We start from the raw sequence: 17,679 nt of genomic DNA, 5'->3' as shown, positions 1-17,679 counted from the left end.
CCGCCCTGACCCTGGGGTCTGTTTCCCTGGTAGCCGCCCTGACCCTGAGGTCTGTTTCCCTGGTAACCGCCCTGTCCCTGGGGTCTTCCTTCACGATTTCCCTGGTAACCGCCCTGTCCCTGGGGTCTTCCTTCACGATTTCCCTGGTAACCACCCTGGCCCTGGGGTCTGTTTCCCTGGTAGCCGCCCTGACCCTGGGGTCTGTTTCCCTGGTAGCCGCCCTGACCCTGAGGTCTGTTTCCCTGGTAGCCGCCCTGACCCTCCGGTCTTTCTTCACGATTTCCCTGATAGCCGCCCTGTGGTCTTTCTTCACGTGGTGCTGTACTATGATCTCTTACTGTACTCTCTGATGTCTGTTCGCTCTTTTTCTGCATGTCATCTCTCTGTCCCATATTCTGTGCAGGCTTCTGTGCAGGTCTTGATGTTCCCTGACCCTGTGGTTTCATCTGCGCATTCTGCGGTCTGAATACAGCCGCAATTTTTTTCTTTGGTGCTTCTGAATCATCACCGCTTGGGGTTTCAGGACGTGCAGGTGAAGTTCCCCTTCCTGCGCCGCCTACTTCTTTTTTTACAATTGATGCCTGTTCATCGGTGATATTTGAAGAGCTTTTTAAATTTATATTATGTTTTTCCAATATGTCCAGTATCTCCTTACTCGTGTCTTTTCCCAGTTCTTTTGCCAGATCATAAACTCTCATGCTTTCCTCCATTCTGTGCACATTCTGCAGCACATACTGGTAGATGTGAAGGCTCATTCTCACACTCACTACCTGCATTTGTATTCATTAGTTTCTCGATTGCCTTTGCAAACCCATGATCCACGACAGCAAGAGACGCCCTCATCTCCTTACCCATAGCGTGACCCAGTTCTTCTTTTCTTCCAAAGAAATAAATTGGTACCTTATAGTAAGTACACGTATTGGTAAACATCTTCCTTGTATTGTCTGAGGCTTCCTCAGAAACGATCACTAACGATGCTTTTCCTGCCTTAACGGATTTCTCAGTCATGAACTCTCCGCTTGAAATCTTTCCGGCTTTCGTTGCAAGCCCGATCAGATTCAGAATTTTCTGTCTGTTATCCAAACTGCTCCATCTCCCTTTCCAACGCTTCGTAAACTTCTTTTGGAATCGACATTTTAAAGGAACGCTCCAATCCCTTACTCTTTACCGCTTTTTTGAAGCATTCCATAGATGGGCATAAATAAGCTCCCCGTCCATTCTTACGCCCGGTTCCATCAAGAACAAAGCTGTCTTCCGAAGTTTTTAAAACACGTATCATCTCTTTTTTATTTTTCATCTCACCGCAGCCGATACACTGTCTGAGCGGTACCTTTTTTGTACTCACGTCTCCATCACATCCTAATTATTATTCCTGGTAGCTGTTTTCGGACTCTTCTTCCTGATAATCGCCTTGTAACTCCTCAAAGGCACTGCTGTTGTTTGCACTGTCCTGATATTCCAGACCAAGTTCTTCAAAAAGACCAAGTTCTCTTGCCTGTGTTTCACTCTTAATATCAATCTTGTAGCCAGTAAGCCTTGCTGCAAGTCTTGCATTCTGACCTTCTTTACCAATTGCCAGTGACAGCTGATAATCCGGTACAATTACCTGTGCCTCTTTGGATACTTCGTCAGCCACAACGCAGATTACTTTTGCCGGGCTGAGTGCATTCTCAATTAAGTAAGCTGGATTGTCATCCCAGTTAATAATATCGATTTTTTCTCCCCTTAATTCGTTTACAATGGAATTCACTCTTGCTCCGTTTAAGCCAACGCATGCGCCTACCGGATCAACATTGGTGTCGTTGGATTTTACGGCGATCTTGGTTCTGGAGCCGGCTTCTCTTGCGATTGCCTTAATCTCTACCGTACCATCCTTTACTTCCGTTACTTCAGACTCAAACAGACGTTTTACCAGATCCGGATGAGTTCTTGATACAGAAATTCTTGGTCCCTTGGGTGTATCCTTTACTTCCAGAACTAAAACCTTGATTCGCTCTGTCGCCTTGAATACTTCTCCCTTTACCATCTCCGTTTCATTTAAAATGGCGTCTACCTTGCCTAAGTTGATACTGACGTTTCTTCCCAGATATCTCTGTACAATACCAGTAACGACTTCCCGCTCCTGACAGTACCAGTCATTAAACAATGATTTTCTGCCTTCTTCGCGGATCTTCTGCAGAATCACGTTCTTCGCATTCTGTGTGGCAATTCTTCCAAACTTTTTCGAGTCTATAGGACAATGAATCACATCTCCGAGATCGTATTTGGGATCTGTCATCTTTGCATCTGCCAGGCTGATCTGCAGCAGAGGATCTTCAACTGTCTCCACCACTTCTTTTTCTGCAGAAACGTTAAAATCACAGGTATCGCGGTTGATGCTGACTTTAATATTATCCGCTTTTCCGAAGTGGTTCTTGCAAGCAGTAAGGAGAGAATTCTCAATTGCTTCCAACAGGGTCTCCTTGCTGATACTGTTCTCCTTTTCCAGAATATTCAGTGCTTCTAACAGTTCCTTATTCATTTTTTTATCCTCCTAATATCTCTTACTGTTTAGAAATCAAATGCCAGCCGGATCAGTGCGATCTCCGGTCGGTTGAGCGTAAGCTCTGCTCCATCTTCCTGGGCAATGGTTACAGTGTCCTTGTCATAGGATATCAGCGTACCAGTGAAGTCCTTTTGTTTGTTCAAAGGCTTATACAGTTTAATATCCACATCTTCTCCGATGCTTCTGTTAAAATCCTTATCTTTTTTTAAGGGTCTGCCAAGTCCCGGGGAACTGACCTCCAGAATGTAGCTGTCTGCAATTAAATCTTTTTCATCCAGCCAGTCTCCCAGCTTTCTGCTTATAATTTCACAGTCATCAACTGTAATTCCGCCTTCTTTATCAATATAAGCCCGTAAATACCAGTTTCCAGCTTCTTTTACATATTCCACGTCAACCAGTTCGAAATTGTTCTCTTTCATAAGGGGCATTAAAAAGCTTTCTGTCTTTGCCTCATACTCTTCTCTTTTAGCCATTTTCTTCCCACCTTTCCAAACAAAATGGAAAGAGTGGACTTCCGCCCACTCTCTATCAGTCAAACATGCTTGTTATCTTGAATAGTATAACACCCTTTTCCTGGCATTGCAAGGGTTTTTCTGGTTTTTTCTGATATTTCAGTCTATTATTTGAATTTCTTAAATTGTTTCGATTACGAGAGAGGACAAAGTTTTCTTCACACTCCCTTTCTTAGTACATATTATAACACTATATCAGAGTTAATTCTGTCAAATAAGGAGGACCCATGAAACCAAAACTGGAAGTTTCCGGGCTCAGTTACTCCTATCATTCCCTTGAGGGTGAGACACTGGCCCTTTCCAATATATCCTTTACTGCTGACAACGGGGAATTCCTTGCTGTAGTCGGTCCATCCGGCTGCGGGAAATCGACCCTGTTATCACTTTTATGCGGACTTCTGATTCCGGATGAAGGCGACATTTTAATTGACGGCGTACCAAAATCCCAATCAGGCGTTAATATAGGCTACATGCTGCAGCGTGACCACCTCTTTGAATGGCGCACCATAATGGGAAATGCCGAGCTTGGGCTGGAAATTCAGAAGAAACGAAACGGCAGTTCCAGAGAGAAGCTTCATAATATGCTTCATACTTACGGTCTTGGCAGTTTTGAAAATGCAAGACCGTCCGAATTGTCCGGCGGTATGCGCCAGCGTGCTGCCCTGGTTCGCACCCTGGCACTGGAGCCGGACCTTCTATTATTAGATGAACCATTCTCCGCTTTAGACTATCAGACCAGACTCTCCGTCTGTGACGATATCAGTACGATCATAAAAAGTACTCATAAAACTGCTATTCTGATTACCCATGACCTTTCTGAAGCCATCAGTGTGGCAGACCGGGTGATCGTACTGACAAAGAGACCTGGAAGAATCAAGGCTGTTGTTCCCATCTCCTTCGGCAGTGAGAACATCCGGCCTCTGGACCGAAGAAATATGCCGGAATTCTCCGTTTATTTTAATCAGGTATGGAAGGAGCTGCAAAATCATGATTGAGACACACCCTACGTTAGCTCAGCAGGCATTTATTGAAAAAGAGAAACTGCACCGCAGAAACGTAAGAGTATGGCGCTTCATGCTTCTGGTTCTTCTGCTTTCTGTTTGGGAGTTATGTGCCAGACTGGGCATCATCAATGACTTTATCTTCAGCTCCCCCTCCAGAGTCACCATCTGCTTTCTTGAAATGGTAAAGGATCAAAGTATCTTCATGCACATCGGAGTCACCGTCATGGAAACACTGGTCAGCTTCGTGCTGGTGGTTGTGTGCGGCTTCCTGATTGCCGTTCTCCTCTGGTCGAGCCGCAGCATTTCGGAAGTTCTTGAGCCGTATCTCGTGATGTTAAACAGTCTTCCCAAATCAGCGCTTGCCCCTATATTGATCGTATGGCTGGGCAATAATATCAAGACGATTATTGTTGCTTCCATCTCAGTGGCTGTATTTGGGTGCATCATGACACTCCATACTGGATTCTCACAGACAGATCCGGATAAGATTAAGTTGATTTATTCCCTGGGGGGGACTAAAAAGGATGTGCTGTTAAAAGTACTGCTTCCGGGATCTGTGCCCCTTATTATTAGTAATATGAAGGTAAATATCGGACTTTGTCTGGTTGGGGTAATTATTGGAGAGTTCCTGGCAGCCAATAAGGGGCTGGGATATTTAATTATTTATGGCAGCCAGGTGTTTAAGATGGATCTTGTGGTAATGTCCATTGTTATTCTGTGTATTGTATCGGCAATTTTGTATCAGGGGATTTCGTTGTTGGAGAAGAGGATTAAGTTTTAAATGTAAAGTTATCAAAAAGGAGTATTTACCAAATAGTGATTTTCATTTGGTAAATACTCCTAAAATTTTTGCCTAAGGTTCAGAGACTTAAAATAGAAAATACTATTATATATTTATTCGGACCATTGCATTTGATTATCCGGAATTCCTAACTCCCTGCAGCGCTCACATACTAACCGTTTTTCTTCCTGATTCCCAATTCTGTAATTTAATATCAGGTTTTTGAAAACGATATACTTAATTCCATCAGTCTTGAAATCTGCAAACCAGTTCTCGTTTGATATATCACCTGATTTCATCACCTTTGAAATTTCTTCGGGAAAATATTTGTGTTTTGAGAAAAAGTACAATACAGTCCAGTATTTTGTTTTTCCTCCAGTCTTCCATAACTCTACTTTTTTTATTTCCATCAGGTCAAGAATGTTTTCGTCGGTAATACTTTCCTTAATTAAAACGCCTTCGTATAATCCACTATTATTATTTATTTCCAGACTCTTTCCACAGCAGGAAACTTCTTTTACCCCATCAATATCAATCTCATCTCTCAACAAAACATCAATGGAAACCTTGAATAATCTGCTTAAAAGAATTATTTTTTCCGTTTCCGGTATGGAAATATCTGATTCCCACTTAGTAATTGCCTGCCTGCTCACATTGCATTGCTCCGCTAATTGTTCTTGTGTAAAGCTATTCTCTTTTCGTAAATATTGGATTTTCTCAGATAATTTCATGATAACTCCTTTTTACTACGCAATAAATTTGATAGTTTCATTTTAGCAGATACAATATAGAATAGCCATTAACCGGGAAGCTCTTTTACGCAACCAGTAGTTGCAAAAAATCAGATTATAACTTTTTCACCTGATTAAAGGAGCGTCCGCAGTATATGAATCATGTACTGTAAACGCTCCTACTATCTATCTGACAACCTTTACCTTTTTACCACACTTCCATCTGGATAACGGGCAAATCTTCCCATCTCCCTTTCATGAACCGGCTCATCATCATGCCATGGCCAGCCTCCGAACTGTGTTCTCTGATAATCCTCATATGCCTTACGTATTTCCTGCTCTGAATTCATAACAAAGGGTCCAAATTGCGCAACTGGTTCATTAATCGGTTCTCCTTCCAGGAGTAAAAGATAACTGGTAGTATCTCCATTCACCACCGTAATCTGATCTTCTCCTGAAAGTTTGATCCGGGTGGAAGGATCAATATTCTTATCATCTATGATGATGGAACTGCTTCCCTTATAGAAATAAAGGTTACGGTTTAAGGTCTTAGAACCTGCAGCAATTTGAAACTCTGCCTCAGGCTCCAGTGTGACAAGCTGGATTCCCACATGATTTTCTTCTCTTGCTGCCCATGAATCTTTCGTTGGCTCCAGGCTATTTTTGTCTTCATATTTTCCGGCAATTAATCGGATGGTCGCTGTCTTTCCCTTTTCATTGGTATGCCTGATCACGGGAATCTCTTCTGCCCAGAGCATCTTATAATCCGGGTCTGCAAATTTACTCTTCGCTGGTAAATTCAGCCAGATTTGAAATAGCTCCAATGGATTTTCCTGGTCCTGATGAATCAGCGGGAACATCTCCACATGCTGGCATCCTGCTCCGGTAGTCAGCCACTGGACATCTCCATTTCCATAACGTCCTTCTGCTCCCTTGGAATCAAAGTGGTCAACAATTCCTTCCAGTACAACGGTAACTGTCTCAAAACCACGGTGTGGGTGGACTGGAAATCCAGGAACCTTTTCTCCGTGATACATACTAAAGCCGTCCTTTCCGGAAAAATCATTCCCCATATTTCTACCTGCTAAAGAAACCGCAGGTCCCTGTACTTCATTCCCTGCCGGGAATTGATCCTTATGATGCATACATGCCAGAAACGGACTGTCCATTCCCCATTGAAATCCTATTTTTTCAATTGCCTTTATTTTTTTGCTCATTTGATTCACTCCTTGTGTTTATTTTTTTTAACAGATGCACTAACATTTCCTTTTCCTCTTCATTCAGTCCGGTGAAACTCTCTGCTAAATCTTCCACATGCCTGGGGAAGATCTCTTCAATTTTATCTCTCCCCTTCTGCGTGATTGCAATAATACAGGACCGTTTATCATTTGGATTGGGATGTCTTTCTATCATGGCATCTTTTTTTAAGTTGTTAATTACCACCGTCATATTTCCGGAGGTAGAAAGTATACTGTCGATAATCTCGTTAATTGTTAAATCGCCTTTGTGGTACAATGCCTCAAGCACAGCAAACTGCGCTGATGTAAGACCACCCTGGCTAAAAATGGCACCCGCTCTTCTGTGAAGTGCCTGGGTTGTTCTGCTAAGTCCAATAAATGCTTTTAAATTGGTATCGTTTTCTTTTCCATAAGATATAGTGTTCTTTTTCATAGTTTTAATATATCACTAATTAGTAATAATGTCAATGGTGTTTCCTATACTTATTTTTATAATTATCCAGAAACGGAGTACTCCATGTTGTGAACCGGCATAGATAACAGGGGGGACATTTCTACTGCCGCACAAAAAAGCCTTCTCCTGGAATCTTTTTTCCTGAAGAAGGCACAGCTTATTTTTAGTTAATAAATTCTCACTTCAAAAATTGTTGTCTCTCTGCTGCCGTATGTGGAAATCGCGTTGATTTGTACAGCATCTCCATCTGTTCTACCAGGGAAAAGGCATTGGAGCCTCTGTCCATAAGACTGGGCGGTCATATGCTTCACAACCTTTCCATTTAGGAGAATATTCACTTCATATTCCTTTAAAAGCTCCTGTGGCGGCCCGGACTTCTGCCTGGACAGAACACTCTGGTTTATGGACGGAGTAATTTCTTTGCTTAAATTAGAATCCAGAGTGAGACGAATTTCCCGGATGGGCATCTTCTCTGGAAGAGAAAGAAGAATAGATGGATGGCTCTCTATAAGTGCCCGCCAGCAGTTTGACTCTTCCTCCACCGTTCTTGCCACTCCGTTTATCACTTTTTTTGGATCGCATCCCGGAATGTGGCTGTCAGCTGTTACCACCGCCCGTCTGGCATAGTCAGCAGGATCTTTGTTAACAACAAAGGGGATATAGCAGTCATCTTTTAGAAGTTCCTGCTGTAGTTCTCCCACATAATCCAGAAGTTTTCTTGGCTCCATATTTCTTGTTACTGCCATGGAAGCAGCTGTACCAGCCGCCTGACCTACTACCGCACAGGTTCCCATGACCCTTGTAGAGGAAAATGCCACGTGGGAACAACTGATAGCCCTGCCTCCCAAAAACAAATTCCGGATATTTCTTGAATACAGGCAACGATAAGGAATTGAATATATGCCGTTAACCTGGTTCCAGACTGTAGGTACGTCGCTCTCATTCAAAAAGCCTTCCACCGTATGGATGTCCATGGGCCACCCTCCGTAGGCTACGGCATCTTCAAACCGGGTGCCTTCCAGACAATCTTTTTCTGTCAGAACATAATCGCCGATAAGCCGTCGACTTTCCCTTTTTCCAGGCAGAAAGCCCACCCATTCTAATTCCATTTTTTCCGCTCCGTGTTCCCCGCCGTTTTTAATATGATCCCACACACCAAATACAGCTTTAAGCAGTTCATCACGAAGTTCTTCCCCATGGGAGATGACATCACGCTCTCCACCTCCCAACTCAATCCACCAATAACCGGAAGTAACGTCACTGTGGTCCCGAAGCCTAAGCTGCTCTTCTGTATAAGTATTAGCCCAGAAGGGTTTTATAAAGGGCACCTCATGACCCATGTCTCTGGCTTTGAACATAAGAGAATTCCCCATGGTATAAGGATCTGCTTTTTCCGGTGCCAGGGACTCTCCATATTGAGAACTGTTCTCTCTGCCGATCCGATATTCCGCTCCGGCTTTTGCTCCCAGAACACCATCTCCAGTCGCATCTAAAAAAAAGTTGCCGTAAATACAGAAGGATTTTTCCGTTGTCATTTGCAGGGCGCATATTGCTTCAATCCTGTCACCATCACATAGAACCTCAGTCATATGAGTGTTTAAATAAAGAGTGAGATTTTTCTGATAATGAACCTTTTCCCATAGAACCGAATCAAAAATAGGATATACCATTTCCGGGTTTCTGCGCTTGTTTTCTAAAAGTATCTCTTCCAGAATTCCAGTTTCTCTTGCATTAGGAGCTGACATATGATGATCAGCGCCACAGATATGCATCCGTATCTCAGAACTGGCATTTCCTCCCAACACTGGCCTGTTATGAACCAAAGCCGTTTTCACTCCTCTTCTGGCGGCGGCTATAGCTGCACAGACGCCAGACATGCCGCCTCCCACTACTACAAAATCATAATGGCAGACTATCACGGTCTCACCCCCAGTTCCATTAGACGGTTTTGTACTTTTTTTACTTCAAGAAATCTGGGAACCACTTTGGAAGCTGCACATATGGATGCGGCAATTCCTACCGCCTGACCCATGTTGACGCAAATAGGCATGACGCGATAATTGGAATGCGCCATGTGGGTTCCTGAAATATTTCTTCCCGCCAGATATAGATTATCAATTTTCAAAGGCACAAAACAACCGTAAGGAATGGTATATCCGTTTATCTGTGGAAAATGTTTTTGACAGCCGGTTTCATCAAGACCGTTTCCTGTTAAATTGTGTACATCAAAATTAAAGTTTGCCTTTGTTACCACCCAGTTATCAAATACCCTGGCCTCTAAAATATCCTGCTCTGTTATGGTCTCCTCCCCCTTAAAATGCCTGGTTTCCCGAATTCCCATCAGAGAAGCAGAGCTGATAATATAGCAATTTTCAAAACCAGGAACATATCTTTTAAGAAAAGCAACAATATCATCCATCTGCTCTCTGCAGACCAGTGTTGCTTTAGTAAGATCCTCCACATTTGTTCCGTCGACCCCAGTGCAGTTGGTCATATTACAGGTCACAATTCCTGGTATCGTTGTTCTATATAAGAGCACATGTCCCGCAGGACCTGGCAGATGTTTTTTCCCAAGCTCCTGTAAATCCCCGTCAGGGAGGGAAAAGGTTTCTTCAAAGCCACCTGGAAAAACGGCTCTTTCCTCATCTACGCCAGCCACCTTAAACATAATCGTAGCCGGCTGCATAAGCCCGTCGCTTTCTCTGCCTTTAAAATAAGGTGCGCCTGCCTTGGCAGCAATATCTCCATCACCAGTGGCATCAATGACGATCTTTGCAAGTACAGCCTCCCTGCCGGATTTGCTTTCCAGAACGACTCCCTGAATCACATGATCATTCATAATGACATCGCTGGCAAAAGAGTACAGCCGGAGGTAAACTCCTGCCTCCGTAAGCATGCGCAGGAAAATTGTTTTTAAACGCTCCGGATTAATTATCTGCCGTCCTTCTCCTGTTAATTCTGCGGAACGGCTTAGAATTTCTTCATAAAGTCCCCCTTCTGTTTTTCCCGTCCAGTGACTCATAAGACCCGTTGTTGCAATTCCTCCTACATCTCCCGTCTGTTCTGCCAGCATAGTTACAGCGCCTTCCCTTGCTGCTGCAACCGCCGCACCAATTCCGGCTGGACCACCGCCCAGTACCAACACATCCACTTCACGTACTACTGGTATTTTTCTCTCGTTTTCTATTATGTATTTCATATTATCAACCTTAACCTTTCACCGCGCCGGCCACCAGACCCTTGACAAGAAATTTCTGCCCAAGTAAAAATACGAGGAAAGCTGGAACCAGGGCAGAGGCTGCCGCTGCCATGACCAAATTATATTCCGTCACGCTTTCTTCAATAAAATTTGTCAGGGCAATGGGAATTGTATACAACCTCCAATCGCTTAAAAACACCAGAGGTTCCAAATAACTGTTCCAGTTCCAAAGGAACACAACCATAGCCAGAGATGCCATGTTAGGCTTGGCAATTGGCACCATAATCTTTAGCCAAATGAGAAACTCATGGGCACCATCCACCCTTGCAGACTCCCTCAGTTCATCCGGAATCTGCATAAAATACTGACGCATAAGAAATGTGCCTGTTATGGTAATCAGTCCCGGCAAAATAAGGGTTAAGTGGGTTCCTGTCAGCCCCATTTTGTTAAACATAACAAACTTGGGAATTAGCGTTACCTGGCTGGGGATCATCATGGTAGCAAGGTAAATCAGAAATAGAGCGTTTCGCCCTCTGAACTTTATTTTGGCAAAAGCATACCCTGCCAGTGTACTGGTAAGCACAGATCCCGTTAAATTAATTGCTGCAATCTTTATGGAATTCCAGTATGCAAGACCAAAATGATAATCCCTTGCTGCCAACCCACCTACATTCCACACTTTCTTATAGTTATCCGGATAAAAATACTTTGGTATCCATTCAATCGGCAGCTTCATCACATCCATAGGAAGCTTCATTGATGCCGAAATCATCCATAAAAACGGTGTTATCATGGAGAAAGCCAGAGCCCCTATGACTGCGGTAAACAAAACCTTTAAGATAATCCGTCTGTAATTCTTCATTTCATCCTCCTCCTTTCCTCTTTATTGCCCATACCTTTGGGCATATAGGGATACCCGCAGGGTGTTTCCTCTTTATTGCCCATACCTTTGGGCATCCTTTAATAACTGACCCATTTTTTCTGCCCTGCCCATTGGAACATTGTTATGCCAAAAAGAATTAAAAATAATATCCATGACATGGCGGAGGCATATCCCATTTTATAGAAAGTAAAGGCTGAGGTGTAAATATAGTATACCAGCACATTGGTAGCCGTTCCTGGGCCGCCCCTTGTCATAATCTGTATAGGAGCAAACACCTGGAAGGAAGTGATAAATGTAGTGATAATTAAGAAAAAGGTGGTTGGTGACAGAAACGGAATCGTAAGTCTAAAAAACTTCTGAATTTCATTAGCTCCGTCAATGTCCGCAGCTTCATAAACATCCTGAGGAAGTCCTTGAAGTGCCGACGTATAGATCATATTTGAATAACCCACTCCGGACCATACGGTCATTAGCATCAGAGCCGGAAGGGCCCATGTTGTATTTCCAAGCCACTGGGGAGGATTCTCCATGCCAAAGAGCTTTACCAGCTGTGTAAATGGCCCCCAGGGAGAATACATCATCACCCATACTATTGCAACTGCCACAATATTAGAGATATAAGGCATAAAAAGCGCCAGCCTCATGGGAAGTCTGGCAACGCAGTATTTATCAATGATGACCGCTAGTATCAGTGCTAGAAATACCGTCACTGGCACCACTCCCACCGCAAAAATTATGGTGTTAATCAGAGAACTGGTAAACCATTCATCCTGCCACATTTCAGCAAAATTCGTAAGACCAATAAAGTTCCAGTTTCCAATTCCTTTCGTATAATCCCAGTCCGTAAAGCTGATAATCAGGGAAAAAATCATAGGAAACAAGGTAAAAAGACATACACCGATGATATTGGGCAATATGAAAGCATAGCCTGTCAAATCTATTTTTAACTGTTTACTTAGTTTGATTTTTATCATTTCAATGATTCCCTCCTCTCTTTTTATTTTCCCGGAGCTACCGCCTCATTTTGGGCAGCTCCGGGAATCTCGTCTCTGATTATTTTTGCAAAAGCTCATCTGCCCTTGCTTTGGCCTTTTTCATGCCGTCTTCAACCGTCTGCTTTCCGATAAAGATCCCTTCCAATTCTTCAACTGCTATTTTCTTTACCTCCGCAATATGATTCGTAATAGAGGGAACTGCGTAATTATCGGCTGGTGTTATGAGGATCTTCTGTGTAGTTTCTGCATCCAGATAATCCTCAGCACCCATAACAAAGGCCTCTGTTACTTCAAGAGCATTATAGGTATTTGAAGCAGGTACCCGTCCGCCTTCTACCACAGGAAGCATTCCTTTTGTCGCATACCACTTTGCAAACTCCCATGCTGCATCAATATTTTGTGACTTGGGATTAATGCATAAATGATCTCCATAACCTCCTTGTGTGTACTTTCTCTGTCCCTTCTCTACCACCGGATATGGAGCAAAGGCCGTCTTAAATTCATGAGGATAACTGGCCTGGTCTTTTATGCTTCTTACAATCCATGGGCCCACCGTCATGGCAGATCTTCCTGTTAAAAACATGCTTTCCTGTGATAGTTTCTGGGTCACAGAATCCGTATGTGTAGGGGATGTTTTATCTACATTCATCATGTTATTAATCAACTCGACGGATTTAATCACCACTGGGTCGTTAAAGCTGGTTTCCTTGTCATTTTTATACATAGGATCCCCACCATTGGTCTGGGCGACCAGATAGGTAAAAAGGTAAGTCAAATCCTGTTGGGAATTCCAGAACATACCATATACCTTATCCTGCCCGTCTCCATGAGTAAGCTTTTTGGCAATCTCTCTGAATTCATCAAAAGTCCATTCCGCAGGAATTTCTATTCCCGCTGCTTCAAACATATCTTGGTTTAATACAATTCCATACTGATCAAGCTTTGTCGGAATGGAATAGGGTTTCCCATCAATGTAATATGCCTCAGCCAAAGTTCCAAAATAGTTTGTCAGCTGGAAATTATCCCGGGCGATCAGCTTTGAAAGATCAAGTGCCATGTTTCCTTCCGCCCGCTTTGTGAGAGCATCGGTACTGTAGGTCATATAAAGATCTACTCCATCTCCTGAGAGAAGATTTGTCTCCAGTTTTAAATTTCCTGTATCATCATTTACAAATCGTTCATACTCAACCTGTATCCCCTTGTCCTTATAGAGCTGGTTGAAGTTATCACAAACTGCCTGAGGACCAGCTTCCGCCGGAACACCTCCCCACATCCGCAAAATCACGGGGGCTGGGTTATCAGTCTTTTCCCCCTCCGTCTTAGCTCCCTCCGTTTTTACAGTATCTGCCGACGTGGTTACCTGCTGCGTTTTCTGACTACCCTGGCAACCTGTCATCACTGACACTGCCATGAGAGAAGCCATACATAAGGCCCCTAATTTCTTCCATTTTCTCATTATACCTTCCTCCAATAATTAATTGCAGTTTGCCCCCATCTACTGAATAATATTGACACGACCAAACTGTAACAGCTGTCTATACTATAACAAAAATAGCAGGTAAGAGATATCCCCCCGCCTGCTGTCTTTCTCCCAATTTTTTCGATTTTCCGATCCTTAACCTTTTATTTTTGTCAATGCTCTAAAATCCTGCTGTTTTTCTTTCACATCCTGCTATTTTCTTCTGTTTTATTTAATTGAGCCTGGCGGTATTCCAGAGGGGACTGTCCCACACTCTTTTTAAACTGAGTACTAAAATAATTGGGATTAACGATACCAACTTCGTCCGCAATCTCATTAACCTTTAAATCGCTGCTTTCCAGTAAGTATCTGGCATGTTCCATTCGAATCCGGTAAACATATTCCAAAAAACTGATACCTTCCTCCTTTTTAAATACATGGGAAAAATAACTCCCACTCATATTCACCAAGGCCGCAATATCTGCCACCTGCAACTCTTCCTTCATATGCCTTCTTACAAAGTTCTTTGCTTCGGCAACCTCTTTTCTCAAAATCCTGCCGCTATTTGATTCATACTCTTTTTTGTACAGTTCCACAAGTTCTAAGACAGATTGCCTGATTTTTTCCAGATATGTATAATCACTGATAGAAGCTTCCATATTCATTCCATTTCTATCCAAAAACATATCAATATCAACTCTGCCACGGGCAAAGACTGCGGACAGGGTTCCATAGGATTTTCTCAACAGATAGCGGATTTCTTCCGGCTCCCAGCGATTCTTTTCTTTTAGAAAGCAAAAAAGTCCCTCCATAAATTTTCTGATTCCATAAAAGTCGTGTTCTGCTGCCAAGCTTTCCAAGGCTGAGTTGTCATACTCAGAAGGCAAAACGACTATTTCCCTGCTATTCGCTTCATATAAGTGGAGCTTTCCTGATTCTGAAAAAAAACGCATCTTCAGCGTTTCACGGTTCTGGGTAATAGCATTTTTTAGATCTTGGATTCCCAGACATTCTGTGCTTAACGCACCACTCACCTCAAGACCGTAATATTGCCTGGAGCAGTTGACAAAGATACAAAACTCCTTTTCCATTTCCGTAAAAAAGGTCTCATAATCCTGTTTTTCTTCCCGGTTTACAGCTACAGCAAAATCGTATTCTCCATATTGAAACACCTCAGACCTGTGATGACGCCCAAACAGCTCTCCAAGAATATTATCCATGGTAAATATCAAAAGCTCCAAATCCATGAAATCTCCTTTTTTTCTTACCACATTAAAATCATCGATGGTAACAGAGAGAATGTAGAAGGGTCGGTCAAAACTTATAGTCAGGGGTAGTTTTATCAATTCTTCCAGGTTTTTATTTAAAAAAGTTTCTGAGTTCATAATTCTTTTAAACAGTCCCCTTTTTATAACTTCTAAATTCCTTTCCGATAGGGAAGAGGCTTCCTGTGCCATCTCCGTCCCCTTACCGTGAGAGGTGGCCTCGTTCATAATTTTCAACAGTTCCTCTGGCTTCACTGTCAATTTAAAAACATAATCAAATGCCCCTATTTTCATGGCAGTTCTCACATTGTCAAAATCATTATAGCTGCTTAAGACAATAAACTGGATATTTGGATATTTTTCCCTGCACTCTGAGATCAGTTCAAAACCATCCACTGGGCTCATTTTTAAATCTGTGAGAACGATATCCGGCTGATACTGTCTGATCTTTTGAAGTGCTTCTTCCCCATCGGATGCATCACAAACAATCTGGTATCCATAGTTTTCCCATCGAATTAATGACTGGATTCCCAGGCGCACTAAAACTTCATCATCCACAATCATTACTTTCTTCATGCCCTGTTTTCTCCTCTCTGATTACCGGAAGAGTGAACAATACCACCGTCCCCCTGGTTTTAAGATTTTCTATGGTCAGTCCATACTGATTACCAAATGTAATCCGGATATACTCGTCTACATTTGTAATTCCGATTCCTGTCAGCTTGCTCTCCTTTACCCGATCCATTCTGGATGCCTCAAACTGCCTGATAATATTGGGAGAAATACCCACTCCGTCATCCTCAACATAGATATTAAGGCTGCCCTCCTCCGTAAAACCGTAAATCCGTATCAGAATTTCCTCTCTATCCTTGTCATATCCATGGATAATAGCATTCTCCACAATAGGCTGGAGGATAAATTTAGCTGTCTTTAAATTCAGAATATTATCCTCCAGATCAATCTCCAGTCTGCAGTGGTTTCCATAGCGGCAGTTCTGGATATAAAGATAGTTTTTGATATTTTCTACCTCTTCCGACACTGTTACCATGCAGTTTTCCCTGCTCATGCTGTATTTTAAGATATAAGCCAGAGCATCAATGCCGTCCACAATATTATCCGCACCCCTTATAATTGCCATCCAACGAATCGTTGATAATGTATTAAATAAAAAATGAGGATTCAGCTGAGCACGTAGGAAATCATATCGGTACTTTTCCTTTACCTCGTGCTCATTTTTAAGCTGTTCAAATAAACCGCTGATGTTGACAGACATTTGCCGAAAGGAACGGTTTAACCGGCCGATCTCATCGGACCGCTCCATATCAATATCCTCCAAATCCATATTTAGTTTATAATTTTCCATCTGACCACTAAGCTTAACAATGGGTTTCACCATCATCTTGATAGATATGTACAGGATTAGTACTAGCGCACATAAGACAATCAGGAGTATCATGTTCATCCGAAACCGGATCATTTCCATTTGATTGGTCACTTCCTGGTAGTTGGTGAAATGAAAGACCTTCATCTGCTGATCATTAAACACCCATGGCTTCGGTATGGTATAATAACTGATCAGGTAATTTCCTTCACCAGTATGATACCGTAAACTCCCGCTTTTTTTCTCCACCGTCTCTCGGTATAGATAACTTAAATCCTCCGCACGAACAACTCCACTAATGTCATTTTGCAAAAGTATGGTTCCTTCTCCCACGCAGACATACGCAATATCACCCGCATAAGCGTATTCCATCAATAGGTCGCTGAATTTTTTCTGGTCAATGCTGATGATAAGAGTTCCTATCACACTTCCCGTGGTATAGTCCTTAAGAAGGGATTTAGCCAGAGAAATATAGGTCTGATTTTTCTGTTCACCAACGATATAGGCAGGATTAAACATTGACCATACAATATGTCCATCATTCTCCCTGCTCTTCTTTACCCAATCCTGATCCAGAAGAAACTGATAATCCTGATAATTCATGCTCCAATTGGAGTAGATCCTGCCATAATTGTCAAACAGCAGAATCTTCATATCCTGAACAAAATCAAATCCACTGGCTATGCTCAGCTTATGTACCATCTGGTCAAAGTACTTCGTATTGTCGTATTCTGAGGTATTTGAATCAGTTATGCGCCTTTGCAGCTCCTCGTCATATACAAACACATTCGTTAACGCAGCTATATCCTGTAAATTATCACAGATATTACGTTCTCCTCTGGAAATGTTCTGAATGACTTTTTCACTCAGTTTTTCCTGAATAAAATGTTCCATACTGGCACGCACATAAAAGCAAAGCCCTGCCAGAGGCATGACTACGCACATCAGAAGGAGAAGAAACATACGAACTGATAATTTCGAAGATTTTTTCATCCCTTATCCTCTTTCCAGTTTGTTATAATAAATTTCCATGCAGCCGGTGTTATATTTCCCGATATATGGCATTTTTTATTATATCAGAGATTTCTTTTCCTGAAAAGACAGGCATTTTTTATATATAAAAATTTCTTTTATTTATTTTATTGTAATTATTGTAATCTATTTTTTAATTATATTAAAATTATATGTGCATTTAATACAATTTTAATATAATCGCAAAGAAAAACTGCCTC

The 17,679-nt window shown here is 42.3% G+C and carries 16 protein-coding genes and 1 pseudogene; 2 read left to right on the top strand and 15 right to left on the bottom strand.

Going from position 1 to position 17,679, the window contains the following annotated elements; translation table 11 throughout:
- The 5 genes and pseudogenes from ABS301_RS24645 to rimP all read right to left on the bottom strand — a co-directional run.
- Nucleotides 1-698 (bottom strand): translation initiation factor IF-2 N-terminal domain-containing protein (locus tag ABS301_RS24645; RefSeq protein WP_349674703.1); only part of this gene is annotated, 698 nt, incomplete at its 3' end.
- A 52-nt stretch (nucleotides 699-750) separates the two neighbouring features.
- Nucleotides 751-1,083: pseudogene (locus tag ABS301_RS24640) on the bottom strand (L7Ae/L30e/S12e/Gadd45 family ribosomal protein); the annotation flags it as partial.
- Nucleotides 1,076-1,345 (bottom strand): RNase P modulator RnpM, encoded by a 270-nt coding sequence (gene rnpM, locus ABS301_RS24635; RefSeq protein WP_104435550.1) that lies wholly within the window; start codon nucleotides 1,343-1,345, stop codon nucleotides 1,076-1,078. The pseudogene ABS301_RS24640 and the gene rnpM, both read right to left, overlap by 8 nt.
- 21 nt (nucleotides 1,346-1,366) lie before the next feature.
- Entirely contained in the window at nucleotides 1,367-2,521 is a 1,155-nt protein-coding gene (gene nusA / locus ABS301_RS24630) for a transcription termination factor NusA (protein ID WP_349674702.1), read from the bottom strand.
- A gap of 29 nt (nucleotides 2,522-2,550) precedes the next feature.
- Nucleotides 2,551-3,018 carry a ribosome maturation factor RimP gene (gene rimP / locus ABS301_RS24625; RefSeq protein ID WP_349674701.1) on the bottom strand — a complete coding sequence of 156 codons (468 nt, stop codon included), beginning with the start codon at nucleotides 3,016-3,018 and terminating at the stop codon, nucleotides 2,551-2,553.
- A 266-nt stretch (nucleotides 3,019-3,284) separates the two neighbouring features.
- Here rimP and ABS301_RS24620 point away from each other — a divergent pair, with 266 nt between their 5' ends.
- On the top strand, nucleotides 3,285-4,052 hold the full coding sequence (locus ABS301_RS24620) for an ABC transporter ATP-binding protein (RefSeq protein WP_349674700.1): 768 nt from the start codon (nucleotides 3,285-3,287) through the stop codon (nucleotides 4,050-4,052).
- Nucleotides 4,045-4,842, top strand: coding sequence for an ABC transporter permease (locus tag ABS301_RS24615; RefSeq protein ID WP_349674699.1), 798 nt, complete (start codon nucleotides 4,045-4,047; stop codon nucleotides 4,840-4,842). Before ABS301_RS24620 ends, ABS301_RS24615 begins: the two co-directional genes overlap by 8 nt.
- Nucleotides 4,843-4,955: 113 nt before the next feature.
- On the opposite strand, the gene ABS301_RS24610 is transcribed toward ABS301_RS24615, so the two are convergent.
- The 10 genes from ABS301_RS24610 to ABS301_RS24565 form a co-directional block, all read right to left on the bottom strand.
- Nucleotides 4,956-5,573 (bottom strand): helix-turn-helix domain-containing protein, encoded by a 618-nt coding sequence (locus tag ABS301_RS24610; protein WP_349674698.1) that lies wholly within the window; start codon nucleotides 5,571-5,573, stop codon nucleotides 4,956-4,958.
- 200 nt (nucleotides 5,574-5,773) lie between these two features.
- Nucleotides 5,774-6,790 (bottom strand): pirin family protein, encoded by a 1,017-nt coding sequence (locus ABS301_RS24605; protein ID WP_349674697.1) that lies wholly within the window; start codon nucleotides 6,788-6,790, stop codon nucleotides 5,774-5,776.
- The gene (locus tag ABS301_RS24600) at nucleotides 6,765-7,244 is read right to left on the bottom strand and encodes a MarR family winged helix-turn-helix transcriptional regulator (protein WP_349674696.1); all 480 of its coding nucleotides are present in this window, start codon (nucleotides 7,242-7,244) and stop codon (nucleotides 6,765-6,767) included. The genes ABS301_RS24605 and ABS301_RS24600 overlap by 26 nt, the downstream gene beginning before the upstream one ends.
- Nucleotides 7,245-7,432: 188 nt before the next feature.
- Complete coding sequence (locus ABS301_RS24595; RefSeq protein WP_349674695.1) at nucleotides 7,433-9,184, bottom strand: FAD-dependent oxidoreductase; 1,752 nt, start codon at nucleotides 9,182-9,184, stop codon at nucleotides 7,433-7,435.
- The gene (locus ABS301_RS24590) at nucleotides 9,181-10,464 is read right to left on the bottom strand and encodes an FAD-dependent oxidoreductase (protein WP_349674694.1); all 1,284 of its coding nucleotides are present in this window, start codon (nucleotides 10,462-10,464) and stop codon (nucleotides 9,181-9,183) included. The genes ABS301_RS24595 and ABS301_RS24590 overlap by 4 nt, the downstream gene beginning before the upstream one ends.
- Nucleotides 10,465-10,474: 10 nt before the next feature.
- Nucleotides 10,475-11,326, bottom strand: coding sequence for a carbohydrate ABC transporter permease (locus ABS301_RS24585; RefSeq protein ID WP_349674693.1), 852 nt, complete (start codon nucleotides 11,324-11,326; stop codon nucleotides 10,475-10,477).
- Nucleotides 11,327-11,424: 98 nt separating this feature from the next.
- Complete coding sequence (locus ABS301_RS24580) at nucleotides 11,425-12,321, bottom strand: carbohydrate ABC transporter permease (protein WP_349674692.1); 897 nt, start codon at nucleotides 12,319-12,321, stop codon at nucleotides 11,425-11,427.
- A gap of 79 nt (nucleotides 12,322-12,400) precedes the next feature.
- Entirely contained in the window at nucleotides 12,401-13,798 is a 1,398-nt protein-coding gene (locus ABS301_RS24575) for an ABC transporter substrate-binding protein (RefSeq protein ID WP_349674691.1), read from the bottom strand.
- 206 nt (nucleotides 13,799-14,004) lie between these two features.
- On the bottom strand, nucleotides 14,005-15,642 hold the full coding sequence (locus ABS301_RS24570; RefSeq protein WP_349674690.1) for a response regulator transcription factor: 1,638 nt from the start codon (nucleotides 15,640-15,642) through the stop codon (nucleotides 14,005-14,007).
- Nucleotides 15,617-17,440, bottom strand: a complete 1,824-nt coding sequence (locus ABS301_RS24565) for a sensor histidine kinase (protein WP_349674689.1) — start codon at nucleotides 17,438-17,440, stop codon at nucleotides 15,617-15,619. Before ABS301_RS24565 ends, ABS301_RS24570 begins: the two co-directional genes overlap by 26 nt.
- Nucleotides 17,441-17,679 lie beyond the last annotated feature (239 nt).

Origin of the sequence: Lacrimispora sp. (assembly GCF_031982545.1) — a bacterium.
In the GTDB taxonomy this organism is placed as follows: domain Bacteria; phylum Bacillota; class Clostridia; order Lachnospirales; family Lachnospiraceae; genus Lacrimispora.
Note: the sequence above shows the minus strand (reverse complement) of the source record. Positions and strands in the feature narration are given on the sequence as shown.